Source organism: Erythrobacter sp. 'gip.4 top 5', from assembly GCF_056495765.1.
Genome location: NZ_CP200270.1, coordinates 3,028,145 through 3,042,500 on the forward strand (window position 1 = coordinate 3,028,145; position 14,356 = coordinate 3,042,500).

The following is a 14,356-nucleotide window of genomic DNA, read 5'->3' on the forward strand; positions in this document are numbered from 1 at the left end:
TGTCATTCCGGCGCCGCGATGCGCAGCGCCGGAACCGCCTTGGCGGCGTCTTCAGGGGTGATGCCGGGGGCGGGGGCGGCGCTGATGCGCTCCTGCCGCCGGGCCACGCGGCCCGCCTGTTCCACCGCCTTGATCAGGCGCGGATAGACCCCGCACCGGCACATATTCGGGATCGCGGCATCGATATCCTCACGCGTTGGTACCGGGTTGCGTTGCAACAGCGCTGTGGCCGCGATGATGATGCCCGGCGTGCAATAGCCGCACTGGATCGCAGCTTGCGCCACCATCGCCTGCTGCACCGGATGCGCGCGGTCGCGGCTAAGCCCTTCGATCGTGACGATGATCCGCCCCTCAGCCTCGGCCAGCGTAATGGCGCACGACCGCAAGGCGACCCCGTCGACCAGCACCATGCAGGCGCCCCCACACTCCGTGCCGCCCCCGCACGCCTTGGTGCCGGTCAGGTTCATCGCTTCGCGCAACGCGTAAAGCAGCGGCATCCGGGGATCGAGATCGAATTCGACCGGGCGGTTGTTGACAGTCATGCGGCTCATTGGCCCACCCCGTCAGCGCCGCACCTGTTGGAGACACATGAGACACTCTCCAGAAAGCGAAAACCCGCCTCCGCACAAGGCGACCGAAAGCTAAGGACGAAAGACCAATAACAGCTCATGATTGCGCCCTTGCAGCTTTGTTTGCGGTAGGAAACCGGCTGCGACGCGGCCAAGCTTACTGGCGCCAGCTATCGTCGATCCGGTCGATCTTGCGCTTCCACGCCTCGAAATCGAACATTCCGGCGCCGCCCTGCCCGCTCATCACCGATAGATCGCGCTGGTGCACATCGACCACCTCCTGCGGGACCAGCACCGGGATGCCCATGGAAAGCGTTGCCACCTGAATCTCGCAGGCGCGCTGCAAGGCCCACATCTTGACGAACATCCCCTGGATCGTGCGGTCCATCACGACCGGGCCGTGATTGCGCAGCATCAGGATCGAATGATTGCCAAGGTTCTGCACCAGCCGCTCACCCTCTTCAGCGCGCACAGTGATGCCTTCAAAATCGTGATAGCCGATCTGGTTCTGGAAATTGCAGGCGTAGAAATTGGTCGGAAGCAATCCGTCCTTGTGGCTTGCCACGGCCATTGTTGCGGTGGTGTGGACGTGGCAGATTGCGTCGGCCCGCGCGCCCAGATGCTTGTGGAAATAGCCATGCTGGGTGAACCCCGCCTTGTTCACCATATAGGGCGAGCCACCGACATTATTGCCCTCGACATCAATCTTGACGAGGTTGCTGGCCGTCACTTCGCTGTACAGCAAGCCGAACGGGTTGATGAGGAACGTATCCGCTTCCCCCGGAACCTTGAGCGAGATGTGGTTGTAGATTGATTCCGACCAACCGAGATGGTCGAAAATCCGGTAACACGCCGCCAGATCGAGCCGCGCCTGCCACTCTTCCTTGCTGCAATCACCCTGCTTGTTTTCGGGCATGGATTTGAGCTGGGTTGCCATTGCGCGGATCCTCTTCAATTATCCTCTCCCACAACTATCGCACGGGCAGGGAATGCTTTGCAAGCCGTGAGGGCTGCGGCTAGTCCTTGGCGCAATGCGCGCATCGGACCCAAGCCTGCCACGTCTTGTCAGTGGTTCGATCCCTCGGCACTTGATCAGCCAGACGCTGCCGGCGGTGATCGGGGTGGCGGCAGTCATGTCGATCGGTATCGTTGACGCCTATTTCATCGGGCAACTGGGCCGTGAAGAACTGGCCGCGATCAGCTTTATCTTCCCGGTTTCCGTGGCGATCACCTCGCTGGGCGTTGGTGTGATGGTTGGTATCAATTCGGTTGTCGCCCGCGCGCTGGGCGAAGGCGACTTCGATCGTGCCGCACAGCGGGCCAATTTCGGGATCGTCTTTGCCTGCGCTGCCGGCCTACTGATGGGCCTTGCCCTGTGGCTGCTGATTGACCCGATCTTCGCAGCGATGAATGCGCCGGCCGATCTCATGCCGCTGATCCGCGACTACATGATCCCCTACGCCATTGGGTTTCCGCTGAGCTTTGCGATCATGGGCTTCAATGGCGTTCTGCGCGGTCAGGGGGAGGCCAAGCGCACCAGCACGGTCAGCCTTGTCTATGCTGCGGCCAACTGGGTGCTGGACCCGCTGCTCATCACTGGCGCGCTGGGGTTTGAAGGCTTCGGCATTGCAGGCGCTGCCTATGCCACCGCAATCGGCTGGGGCATCGGAGTGCTGACGGCTCTGGTGTTGTTGCGCGGCACCGCGCTGCCGCTGAACCTTGGCCGCTTGCAAGAATGCAGCCTGATCGATCCGGCCAAGGCGATCCTTCGCGTCGGGCTGCCCGCCGCATTTTCCAATGCGATCAATCCGCTGGGCCTGTCGATCCTGACAGCGCGGGTCGCGCTGGAGGGCGAGGCGGCAGTGGCCGGCTTTGGCGCGGCAGGGCGCTTGCAGAGCTTCGTGATCGTTCCGCTGCTCGGCCTGTCGGGCGCCATCGGGGCGATTGTCGGGCAGAACTGGGGCGCTGGCCGGCATGACCGGGCGCGCGAGGCGACCTATTACGCAGCCGCCTTCTGCGTCGGCTGGGGTCTGCTGGTGGCCGCCGCAATGATCCTTGCGGGCGAAAGCTTCGCGCAGATTTTCACCGATGATCCTGCCGTGATCGCCGAATTCGCGCTCTATCTCGAGATCGCCGCCTGGGGCTATGCCGGGTTCGGGCTTCTGATCGTGGGCAACGGGATCATGAATGCGGTCGACAAGGCGGGCTTTGCGCTGGTGCAATCAGTGGCGCGGGTGTTTCTGGTGATGTTGCCGGTGGCGCTGATCCTGCAGCCAGGCATGGGCTCCTCTGCAATCTACACTGCCGAACTGGCCGCCAATCTGTTCGGCGCGGTGTCGGCGGTGGTGCTGGTGCGTTACATCTTTGCCAAGCATGCCCCAGCCCGCGGCACGGCGGCGCTGCCGCGCTAGGCGCTTGTTAACCAACCCTGCGGCATAACCTCGTCCGAAAGGGCTAAGAGGTTGCGCACCTGATGGACGATCTGCTGGCGGATTTTATCGCCGAGACCCGCGAAATGCTGGAAGCCTCCGGCGGCGAGCTTGTCGCGTGGGAAGCCGATCCGGCTGACCGCGCGCGGCTGGATACGATCTTCCGCTTTGTCCACACCGTGAAGGGCAATTGCGGCTTTTTCGATTTTCCGCGCCTTGCCAGCCTCAGTCACGCCGCCGAAGACGCGCTGGCCGATTGCCGGGCCGGACGGCGCGAACCTGACCCGCAGCTTGTCACCGCCGTCCTGGTTATTATCGACCGCATTGCATTGATGATTGACGCCATCGAAGCGGGTGAGGATCTGGCCGCCTTTGACCCCGAAGGCAGCGATGCGGCGCTGATTGCGGACCTCGATGTTTCGCGTGAAACATCGGCCAACGCGGACCTGGAGGGGGTCAGGCAGGGGTCTACCCCCCCTCTGCACGCGCCCGCCGATACGCTGCTGGCGTGCAACGAGGAGCCTGGCGGCGATCGTACCGCCGCCGCCGCCCGCCGCGCCGATCCTTCTGCCGCCCAGCGCACCATTCGCCTTCCGGTCGAACTGCTGGACCGCGTGATGAGCGGCGTGTCCGATATGGTGCTGGCCCGCAATGATCTGGCTCACCGGCTCCGCCAGGCCGGCAACCAGCCGACCATCGATGGCCCGTTCGAGCGGCTGACCACCATCCTGTCAGATGTGCGCGATGCCATCACCCGGATGCGGATGCAGCGCATCGAGACACTGTTTGGCGCGCTGCCCCGTCTGATCCGTGACCTTAGCGCAGAACTTGGCAAGCAGGTGATGGTCGATCTCGACGGCGGGGACGTGGAGCTTGACCGCGAGATGATCGAGACGATCCGCGATCCGCTCACCCACCTCATCCGCAATGCCATCGACCACGGGATCGAAGCGCCATCGGCCCGCCTTGCCCAAGGCAAGCGCGAGATCGGGCTGCTGGCCATTGCCGCGCGCCAATCGGGCAACACCATCAGCATTGTCATTTCCGATGACGGGCGCGGGCTGGACGAGGAGCGGATTGCCGCCAAGGCGGTCGCCACCGGTCTCATCACCGCGGCCGAACGTGGCGCGATGGGCCGCGACAAGATCCTGAACCTGATCTTCGAACCCGGCTTCTCCACCGCCGAGACCGTCAGCAATGTCTCGGGCCGCGGCGTCGGGCTCGATGTGGTGCGCCAGAACCTCGAAAAGGTCGGCGGCAGCATCAAGGTGACAAGCGCGCCAGGCCACGGCACGCGATTCAGCCTGCAAATTCCGCTGACCCTCAGCATCATCGCCGGCCTCACGGTCGAGGCTGGCGGGCATCGCTTCGCCATTCCGCAGAGCTATGTCGAAGAAATCGCGCAAGGCACGGCCCGTGCGCTCGATTTCACCCACATGGGGGAAACCGCGCTGGTCACCTTCCGCGGCAGCCGCGTGCCATGCCTGATGCTGGGCGAAGTCCTGGGTCTCGACACCCACGAAATCGTCGCGCACGAACTGACCTTGGTCATGCTGCGCCTTGCCAGCGGCGATCTGTTCGCGCTGGCGGTGGAGGGCATCCACAACCACGGCGATCTGGTGGTCAAGCCGCTCGCCCCTGCGGTGATGCGGTCGGGCCTCTATGCCGGATCGACATTGCTGGACGATGGCCAGCCGGTGCTGTTGCTGGATGTCGCCAATATTGCGGCGCACCACAACCTTGTGTCCGATACCCGCGTCCGCACAATCGCCCCCTTGGATGACGAGGCTGTCGTGATCGCAGACACCCCGCGCGCGATGCTGTTCACCGATTTTGCCGGGCGCCGATCAGCCGTGCGGCTGGAACTGGTGCAGCGCATCGAAACCGCACGCGCCTCCGCCATCGATTGGTCTGGTTCACGTCCACGGGTGGTGATCGACGGGCTGATCCTGCCGCTGGTGGGCCTGGCGCAAGGCGGCCTTGCCCTGCCCCGCGTGCGCCTGCTGCGCCTGAGCGACGGAGCCTGCGAACTGCTTTATGCCGTGCGCGAAGTGGAAGACGCGGTCGAACTGACTGAAGCGCTGCATCCCGTGCCGGAAGACCCGCTGGCCGAGGCGGTCACGCTGGTCGGTGGTCAACCGGTCACGCTGATGGATGCCCACGCGTTGTTCGCGTTGCACGGCGAAGCGCCGCTGGCCGCCACCCGCCCGCGCTGCATTCTGCCCAGCGGTGAATGGGCGCGCACGATCCTTGCCCCGCTGGTCGCAAGCGCCGGTTACGACATCCTGCCCGACGGCACCCATGATCTCGAAGCCATCGGCATTGTGTTCGATGATATGTATGACGTGGCCAAAGCGCTGGGCCGCCCGCTGCCCGAACGCGTTATCCGCCTGCGCGATCAGCCCGATGCGGCGCCGGGTGCCGATACCATCTACCGCTATGACCGGGCACGTCTCCTGGCCGCGCTCGCCGCCGCCAAGGACGCTGTCTTCACACCGACAGCCTTGGCAGGAGAGGCCGCATGACCGGAGACCTGCTCGTCATCGCCCAGATTGCGGGACGCCGCTGCGCATTTTCTGCGCTCGACGTGAAATCAGTGATCGAAATCGGCACCGTCACCCCGATCCCACTTGCTCCTGCCTGGATCGCCGGGATTACGGCGCTGCGCAGCCAGGCGTTGACCGTGATCGATTGCCGGCGTGCGGTTGGCCTCAGCATAGGTGCGATCGGCGAAACCTGGCCGACCGACCACCGCGCCGCTGTGGTCGCGGACAGCGGCTATTCCTACGCGCTCATGGTCGATTCGATTGAGGACATCACCACCGCCGCAGGCGAGGCAGAGCAGATTCCCGGCGGCTTCGGCCCGGAATGGTCGCGGGTCGCCACCGGAATGATTGAAACCCTGGCCGGGCCTGCGCTGATGCTTGATCTGGCGGCGCTTCTGGCTGGGCCGGAAGCCGCACGGCACGAAATCGAGGCCGTAATTTAATCCAATGCTTACCAACTGCGCCTAGCTTCAGGGCCTCAAACGCAGGAACGCCCATGAAAACATGCCTTATCGTCGATGATTCCCGGGTCATCCGCAAGGTTTCGAGACACATTCTCGAAACCCTCGGCTTTGCTGTGGAAGAGGCCGAGAATGGCAAGCTTGCGCTGGATGCCTGCGCTGCATCGATGCCCGATGTGGTGTTGCTGGACTGGAACATGCCGGTCATGACGGGGATCGAATTCCTCGTCCACCTGCGTGCACGCCCCGGCGGCGACCAACCCAAGGTGGTGTTCTGCACGACCGAAAACGATGTGGCCCACATCCGCGAGGCGATCCAGGCGGGTGCAGACGAATATGTCATGAAGCCCTTTGATCACGAGACACTGCAGATCAAGCTGCAGCTTGTCGGGTTTGCGTGAACCTGCCTTCATCCCTGCCCCGAATGCCCCCGCCCGATGCTGCGGACGGGCGTGATCGCCGCCCAATTGTCCGTTCGGGAGCCGCACCGGCAATTCGAGTGATGATTGTCGATGATTCGCTGACTGTTCGCACGATTTTCAAGCGGATGGTGGAAAGCGATCCGGCGCTGGTTATCGCTGGCACCGCCAGCAGCGCCGAACGTGCCATCGCGCAGCTGGCCGCAGAACCCGCCGATGTGGTGCTGCTCGATCTGGAAATGCCCGGTATCGGGGGGCTGAGCGCCCTGCCCGCTATTCTCACCACGCCCGGCCGCCCGCAGGTATTGGTCGTCTCCTCACTGACGATCGACGGGGCCGAACACACGCTGTCTGCCTTGCAGATGGGCGCGGCCGATACGCTGCTCAAACCGCGCCCCGGCGGCTTCACCGAAGATTACCGGGCGCAATTGCTCGGCAAGATCCGCGCGCTCGGCACCCGTCCAGCGCAAGCCGATCGGCCATCCCTCCCCGCGCTTGCCGAACCCAGCTTTGCCCGTCCCGGCCGTGCCCGGCGTGCGCTGCGGCCCGAAGTGGTTGCGATTGGCGCTTCGACCGGCGGAATCCACGCGCTGGGGATGATGCTGCGCCGGATGGGACCGGAGTTCGATCTGCCGATCCTGATCACCCAGCACCTGCCCGCGTCTTTCATGCCGGTGTTCGCCCGCCAGATCGAATCCGCCTGCGGGCGACCCGCCGATATCGCTGCCGATGGGTTAATGCTGGCTCCGGGCCGCATCGTGATTGCGCCGGGTCACGGCCATATCGTTGTGCGCCGCAAGGGTCCGTCTGCGCTGACCGTTCACGTGAGTGCGGAACCGGCGGCCAGCGGCTGTCTGCCCTCGGTCGATCCCATGCTGACCAGCCTTGCCACGGCCTGTGAAGGCCGCGCGCTGGGCGTGATCTTGTCGGGCATGGGCCGCGACGGGGCGCTGGGCGCGCGGGATCTGGTCGATGTCGGCGGCACGATCTTTGCCCAAGACGCGGATTCGAGCGCGGTCTGGGGTATGCCGGGCGCCGTTGCGCGCGCAGGCCTTGCCAGCCTGATCGCCCCACCCGAACGGCTGGGCGATGCCGTGATGGCACAGGCCAGATCGCCCAGCGCATCACCAAACACAACGGCTGCGCGATGATGGATATCAGCGAAGTCTCCCACCAGATCATTGCCGATCTGCTCGAAGCACGCACCGGGCAGCACCTGACCGAAAGTCGCCGCTGGCGCGTCAATTCCGCCCTCGCAGAGATTTTCCGTGAGCACGGGATCAGCAATATCGACCAGTTGGTCTGCTTGCTGGCTGCGCCAAGCAGAGGGCCGGAAAGCACCGATCTCAGCCAGGATGTCGTCGAGGCGCTGCTCAACAACGAAACCTATTTCTTCCGCGACAAGCCGACTTTCGACCAACTGCCAGGCGAAATCCTGCCCGAAATCGCTGACCGCCGCCGCGATGTGCGCCGCTTGTCGATCTGGTCGGCGGGGTGTTCCACCGGTCAGGAAGTCTATTCGCTGGCGATGCTGTTTGCCGAACAGGCCGAACGCTGGCGCGGGTGGACCATCGACATTCTCGGCACCGATGTCTCGCACCGCGCGATCAACGCGGCGCGCAGCGGGGTCTACAGCCAGTTCGAGGTGCAACGCGGGCTGGGCGTCGCGCAAATGCTGCGCCATTTCGACGAGACTCCGCGCGGCTGGCAGGTGCACGAAGACATTCGCCGCACGGTCCGCTTCAATCAGCACAATATGCTCAAGCCTTTTCCTGCGCGTATACCATTCGATCTGGTGCTGTGCCGCAATGTGCTACTCTATTTTGATCGCTCCACCCGTGCAGACGCGTTCAACCGGCTGGCGAGCGCCGTTATGCCCGATGGCTTCTTGATGCTGGGCGCGGGCGAAACCGCCGTCGGCCAAACCGACCGCTTCGTCCCCGCCGCCAGACGCGCCAGCTTCTTCGAGCCGACGAGTCAGGCCGGAGCGCTCCGAAAGATCGCCTGACCCCCGCCCCGACCTTGGGCAACCACCTGCGCAAAGCGCAGGCGCGGCTTTACTCTTCCTTAGCCGCTTCTCTTTAGCACGTTGGGGTAGCAGCGCGTCGGTGCGCGCTTATCGGGAAACCTGATTGTGTTAAAAGCGAAGCCAGCTCTGCATCTGACCTCGGTCGGACTGGTGCTTATTCCGATCGGCGTGGCGAGCATCATGACGGCTGCGTTGCTGCTTGCCGTAAATATCGGCAATGATCGCACGATCGGACTTAATGGTCCGCTGATGATTTCAGCGATCCTGATCTACACCGCCACCCTTTTCTTCCTCGGCCGCAGCGGGATTGCCACCATCCGGGGCCTGGAAGTGCGCGCCAACACCGACCTGCTCACCGGCCTTCCCAATCGGCACACGCTGCACGAAGACATCCTCAAACTGTCCAGAGGTCAGGATGAGGTCGCCTTGGCGATGATCGATCTCGACAGCTTCAAACAGGTCAACGACCACTATGGCCACGCGGTCGGCGACCAGTTGATCGAATTGTGCGCGCAACTGATCCAGGAAGCCTGCGGAAATGAGGCACGCTGTTATCGCCTTGGCGGAGACGAATTCGCCGCGATCATGCCAGGCAAGGTCTCCGGCACCATCCTCGAAGGCATGTGCCGAACGCTTCTCGAAAAGCTCGGAACGCCCGTGACACTGGGAGATCGGCAGATCGCCATTGGGGCCAGCATCGGCCTCACCCGCTCCCTGCCCGACATGCGCGTGCCATCATCGGAAATGCTGCGCCGCGCCGACGTGGCTATGGACATGTCCAAACGCGGCGGGAAGATGCGCTGCACGTGGTTCAATGAAAGCTTCGATCAGCGCCGCGAACGCCTGCGCGAAATCGAGGACGAGATTCGCGGCGGCATCGCCAGCGGTGAGTTCCATCTGGCCTATCAGCCTCTGGTCAGCACCGATGATGCGCGGATCGTGGCGGTCGAAGCGCTGCTGCGCTGGGATCGCGGCAACCGCCCCCCGCTTGGCCCCAATATCTTTGTGCCCGTGGCCGAGGATTCGGGCCTCATCAACCCGCTTGGCCTGTGGGTGCTGCGCCAGGCGGTGTGTGACGCGCTGCGCTGGGGCGACATCACGCTGTCGGTCAACATTTCGGCGGCGCAACTGCGCAATGCCGAGTTCCCGATCAAGCTGGGCGAAGTGCTGGAGGAGACCGGTTTCCCCCCGCACCGGCTGGAACTGGAAGTGACGGAAACCTGCCTCGTGCTCGATCCGGTGGTGGCCGAGCGGACCTTGGATGTGATCCGCAGCTTCGGCGTCCGCATCGCGCTGGACGATTTTGGGACCGGCTATGCCTCGATCGGGTTCTTGCGGCGCTTTCGCTTTGAAAAGCTGAAGCTGGATCGCAGCCTGGTGGAGCTTGCCGGGGTCGACGAAGGCAGCCGCGCCATGATGCTATCGTCCATTGCACTTGCCCGCGCGCTCAACATGGGCGTTACCGCCGAAGGGGTCGAGACTGAAGAACAGGCCGAACTGGTGCGCCTGGCCGGTTGCGACCAGATTCAGGGCTGGCTGTATTATCGCGCACTCCCGGCAGCCGAGATTGACCGGCTGATTGCCGCCCAGACCGTCGCAGATGCCCGCCTTATCGGCAGGCAAAATACAGGCAGACACACAGCATGAGCGCGCTTCAGGATATTGCTCTGGATCTCGGCGCCGAAAGCGCCGGGCCGCAGCCGGTGCACCGCGCATCGCGGCTGGCGCGCGCGCAGCATTGGTTCGCCACGCTTTCTGTCGGCAGCAAGATCACACTGTTTTTCAGCCTCAATCTGGGCTTTGCACTTATCGCCGGGTTATTCGTGGTCGGCGGCTATGTCGAGCTTGGCCAGCGCGGCGAACGCATCCGCACCACCCACGAAGCCGCGCTTACCGCGGAGCGGTTGCTGGTCCAGCTGAGCGAAAGCCGGCGCCATGCCGAATTGCTGGTTGCCGACAGCGACACTGCCCGCGCCCGCGCTTCGCGCGAAGCGCTCGATCAGGCCGCCGCCAGCGTGGCCGCCCTTGACGAACGCGCCAATGTCGCCGGTATCCAGGCGCAGGATCGCCTTGCGCTGATCCGCGAAGGTATTGTCGATCTCAGCCGCCAGGTTGACGATTTCGACACCAACACGGCCAATGACACGGCCCGCCGCAATCAGGCCGCCGAAATTGCCGCCACCAGTAGCGCCGTGCTTGCAGCGGCGCAGGAAATGACCACCGCGCTCGGCACAGAAGCCAACGCGATGTCCGATAACGGCGCGGCGCTGATCTCACGCTTGCTGATGATGTGGATTGCGCTTGCTACTATCCTCACGCTCATCACATTGTTTGCTCAGCGCTATTTCAACCGAACCGTAGGTTCGACCATGAAGGCAATCGCAGGCCAGATGAGCCAGATTGCCGCCGGAGAGCGCGATGTCGCCATCAGTGGCAAGGACCGGCAGGACGAAATTGGCGAGATGGCCCGCGCGACCGAGGTGTTCCACCGCGCGGGGGTCAGGCTCGAACGGCTGAGCCGCGAACGCACTGAGCGCGCCAAGGCCGAGCTTGACGAACAAGCGCGCCAGCAGGTGATGCGCGAAGAAGCCCGGATTGAACGGGAGCGGGTGTTGCAAAGCATTGCCGATCAGTTCGAACGCACTGTCGGCGATGTCGTCACCGGGGTGGTCACCGCCTCCAGCCAGTTGCAATCCACCGCCACACTGATGGCAACCACGGCCGAAGATGCTAGTGCGCGCACGGGCGAAGCATCGGCCGCCATGCACGATGCCAATGTCGGGGCGACGGCGGCGGCCGCTGCAAGCGACGAATTTGCCATGTCGATCGGCGAAATCAGCCGTCAGGCCGCATCCTCCGCCGAACTCGCGCGCGAGGCCGGCATTTCCGCCCGGCAGGCCGACAGCACGATTGGCGCGCTATCGGCATCCGCGCTTGAAGTGGGCCAGATTGTCGAGCTGATCCAGACCATCGCCCAGCGCACCAACTTGCTGGCGCTCAACGCCTCGATCGAAGCGGCACGCGGCGGCGAAGCGGGCCGTGGCTTTGCCGTGGTCGCCAGCGAGGTCAAGGAACTCGCCAATCAGACAAGCCGGGCGACCGAAAAGGTGGCTGAACAAATCCGCGCCATGCAATCCACCACTGGCGCCAGCGTCAGCGCACTGCGCAACATCGCCGCCCAGATCGAAAGCCTGGAGACCACGGCAGTCTCGATCGCCACTGCGGTGGATCAGCAATCCGTCGCCGGGCATGATCTGGCCCGCAGCATTGATCTGGCCGCACGCGGGACCGAAAGGGTTGCGGGCCACGTCGAAACCGTGCGCGCCTTGTCGCTTTCGACAGGGGCTGCTGCGAGCCAGGTGCTTTCGAGCGCCACCAGCCTTGAATCGCAGGCCGCGACCTTGCGAACCCAGGTCCAGGGTTTCCTCGCCCGCGTGCGCGCTGGCTGACGGTTTAAGACCCCGTCACAATTCAAGCATTTGGAAAGGATTTTCCTTTACGAATGCTTGCGGAACAGCCTCGGGGGAATGCGGTATGAATATGATGAGCCTGCAGGAGCGGCGCGAGGAACAGGCGGTTCCTGAATTCGTGCGCGATCTGCGAACTGACTTCTCGCTCGAAGATATGGGGCGCGAAGACACGGTCTCATCGGTCGCTCCACGCGCGACATCGCTCGAGCGGCTTGCTTGGTTCCGCGATCTATCCCTGTCGGGCAAGATCAATGCGATCTTCGGCGCATTTCTAGCTGCCGGCGTGCTGATGATAATGGTGCTGGGCTTTGGCCTGAGCGAATTGTGGAACCGCTACAACGCCTCGGCTGGATTGCAGGAGGCTTTGGTTTCGGCCGGGCAGTTGCAGGGTAGCGCAGGCGAATTGCGCTATCACTCCGTCCGCGTGCTCTATGCTCCGGCCACAGAGCTGCGCGAACAGCAGCGCGTCAGCAAAACGGCTGTGCTCAGTCAGATCACGATACTGAGCACCGTGCTGGCGAAGGATGCCCCCGAACTTGGCCAGCGTGTTGTGGCACTTCGCGAAAACCTCTCTGCCTTTGAAAATACGTTCGATGATGCTGCTGATGCCGTCCGTGCCGGCGGCAACGCCAATGCCGCCGCTGAAGAGGTTTCTGCGCAAGGTAGCGTTTTGATGAATGCCAGTGCGCAATTGGCCAGTGATCTGTCCGCCCTCAGCAACGATATGGAAGAGCGCGGTATCGCCTATTTTTTCGACATGATCTTTATTCTGGCGGTTCTGGCCACTGTTGGCGGCGCCATCCTGCTGTTGGGTCTTGCCTATCTGTCGCGCGACTTCTCCCGAAAGATAGTTGAAATCACCGATGGAATGACGCGGCTGGCCGATGGCGATCGGGGCTTCATGATCGAAGGCGTCGAACGCAGGGATGAAATCGGGGCCATGGTGCGTGCGCTCGAGCTGTTCAAGCGCGCGAGCAAGCGGCTGGAGACCTGGGCGCGCGAACGCTCGGAAAAGGCCGAACAAGAATTGCAGTTGCAGCAGGAGCGCGAGCGCGAACGGCTGGAAGCTGAAGCCCGCAAGGCGGCGCTGCTTGATGAGGTGGCGCGCCAATTCGAACGCACCGTAGGTGACGTAGTGAACGGTGTGGCCGCAGCCTCAAGCCAACTGCACACCACCGCGTCGCGTATGGCCAGCAGCGCTGAGGAGGCAAGCCGCCGTACGGGCGAGGTTGCCACCTCGATGGAAGATGCCAATGCGGGCGCCACGGCTGCTGCCGCCGCCAGCGATGAATTCGCGCTTTCGATCAGCGAGATCAGCCGGCAGGCGGCTTCGTCGAGCGAGTTGGCACGCCTTGCCACAGTCGCTACCGGCGAGGCGGACGAAACCATTTCGGCCCTCGCCGCTTCGGCTGATGAAGTTGGCCAGATCGTCGAACTGATTCAGACGATTGCCCAGCGCACCAATCTGCTTGCCCTAAACGCCTCGATCGAAGCCGCGCGCGGCGGCGAAGCGGGGCGCGGCTTTGCCGTTGTCGCCAGCGAGGTCAAGGAACTCGCCATGCAGACCACCCGTGCGACCGAAAAGGTCGCCGACCAAATCCGTGCGATGCAATCCTCCACCGGCGCCAGCGTTAAGGCACTGCGGGCGATAGCGGGGCAGGTCAAAGATCTGGAGTCCACCGCTGTCTCGATTGCAACGGCAGTCGATCAGCAATCCGTTGCAGGGCGCGATCTGGCGCAAAGCATCGATCTTGCGGCGCGCGGTACCGAGAAGGTCAGTGCCCATATCGAAGATGTGCGCCAGCTATCGCTTTCGACCGGGACAGCCGCGTCGCAAGTGCTGTTGAGCGCAAATGAGCTCGAGGCACAGGCGTCGCATCTTGGCGATCAGGTGCGCGGCTTCTTGCGCACAGTGCGTATGGGATAAGAATGGACAAATGATAGGCTGACGGGCGTGGATTGTCCTAGCTCAGCCTAGTCTTCGTTTGATTTTCCGAAGTACAAGCCGACGCACCGGATTACGTTGAGGTTGCCTTCTACGTCCGCCGACCGTTCGCATTGCTTGCCAAGGGCCCCGTGCCTCTCTGCAATGGAACAGAACCCTATCCGGTCTTTTTGCCACTGCGGCAAGACGACTGGTGTAAGTCGTCGCAAATGGGCTGCTCTGGCTCAAGAACCATGTCGTCAAATCAGCGAGAGATTGGATCTTGGCACCGGGACGGCCCGGCAAACACAGCCCCCCCTCCCACCGGGTCGGCCACAAAACCGATGAGGCAAGGTCAGAAAGTGGCGTGAAAACATCGGTTAACTTGAACGAAAGGGCCTTCCGCAATCCCGGGGCGGTTCACCCAGCCGGAAGCTGCGCAGACGCTCAGATGGTTGATTGAAACGATTACGGTCTATGCGGACGACGAGCGCACTTACGCTGACGTC

The 14,356-nt window shown here is 63.3% G+C and carries 11 protein-coding genes; 9 read left to right on the forward strand and 2 right to left on the reverse strand.

Going from position 1 to position 14,356, the window contains the following annotated elements:
• Positions 1–2: 2 nt before the first annotated feature.
• Both ACRANW_RS14720 and ACRANW_RS14725 read right to left on the reverse strand, forming a co-directional pair.
• Complete coding sequence (locus tag ACRANW_RS14720) at positions 3–551, reverse strand: (2Fe-2S)-binding protein (protein ID WP_479432499.1); 549 nt, start codon at positions 549–551, stop codon at positions 3–5.
• Between the two features lie 175 nt (positions 552–726).
• Complete coding sequence (locus tag ACRANW_RS14725) at positions 727–1,506, reverse strand: class II aldolase/adducin family protein (RefSeq protein WP_479432500.1); 780 nt, start codon at positions 1,504–1,506, stop codon at positions 727–729.
• A 151-nt stretch (positions 1,507–1,657) separates the two neighbouring features.
• Here ACRANW_RS14725 and ACRANW_RS14730 point away from each other — a divergent pair, with 151 nt between their 5' ends.
• The 9 genes from ACRANW_RS14730 to ACRANW_RS14770 all read left to right on the forward strand — a co-directional run bounded on the left by ACRANW_RS14730 (position 1,658) and on the right by ACRANW_RS14770 (position 13,850).
• Positions 1,658–2,980, forward strand: coding sequence for an MATE family efflux transporter (locus ACRANW_RS14730; RefSeq protein WP_479432501.1), 1,323 nt, complete (start codon positions 1,658–1,660; stop codon positions 2,978–2,980).
• Positions 2,981–3,042: 62 nt separating this feature from the next.
• Positions 3,043–5,523 (forward strand): chemotaxis protein CheA, encoded by a 2,481-nt coding sequence (locus ACRANW_RS14735; RefSeq protein ID WP_479432502.1) that lies wholly within the window; start codon positions 3,043–3,045, stop codon positions 5,521–5,523.
• The gene (locus ACRANW_RS14740; RefSeq protein WP_479432503.1) at positions 5,520–5,987 is read left to right on the forward strand and encodes a chemotaxis protein CheW; all 468 of its coding nucleotides are present in this window, start codon (positions 5,520–5,522) and stop codon (positions 5,985–5,987) included. Before ACRANW_RS14735 ends, ACRANW_RS14740 begins: the two co-directional genes overlap by 4 nt.
• 53 nt (positions 5,988–6,040) lie before the next feature.
• On the forward strand, positions 6,041–6,406 hold the full coding sequence (locus ACRANW_RS14745) for a response regulator (RefSeq protein WP_479432504.1): 366 nt from the start codon (positions 6,041–6,043) through the stop codon (positions 6,404–6,406).
• Positions 6,407–6,507: 101 nt separating this feature from the next.
• Positions 6,508–7,575 (forward strand): chemotaxis-specific protein-glutamate methyltransferase CheB, encoded by a 1,068-nt coding sequence (cheB, locus tag ACRANW_RS14750; protein ID WP_479432505.1) that lies wholly within the window; start codon positions 6,508–6,510, stop codon positions 7,573–7,575.
• Positions 7,572–8,432 (forward strand): CheR family methyltransferase, encoded by an 861-nt coding sequence (locus ACRANW_RS14755; protein WP_479432506.1) that lies wholly within the window; start codon positions 7,572–7,574, stop codon positions 8,430–8,432. Before cheB ends, ACRANW_RS14755 begins: the two co-directional genes overlap by 4 nt.
• A gap of 126 nt (positions 8,433–8,558) precedes the next feature.
• Positions 8,559–10,100, forward strand: coding sequence for a putative bifunctional diguanylate cyclase/phosphodiesterase (locus ACRANW_RS14760; RefSeq protein WP_479432507.1), 1,542 nt, complete (start codon positions 8,559–8,561; stop codon positions 10,098–10,100).
• Positions 10,097–11,902: a methyl-accepting chemotaxis protein gene (locus ACRANW_RS14765; protein ID WP_479432508.1), complete on the forward strand. Its 1,806-nt coding sequence runs from the start codon at positions 10,097–10,099 to the stop codon at positions 11,900–11,902. The genes ACRANW_RS14760 and ACRANW_RS14765 overlap by 4 nt, the downstream gene beginning before the upstream one ends.
• Positions 11,903–11,987: 85 nt before the next feature.
• Positions 11,988–13,850, forward strand: coding sequence for a methyl-accepting chemotaxis protein (locus ACRANW_RS14770; protein WP_479432509.1), 1,863 nt, complete (start codon positions 11,988–11,990; stop codon positions 13,848–13,850).
• The last annotated feature ends 506 nt before the right edge of the window (positions 13,851–14,356 follow it).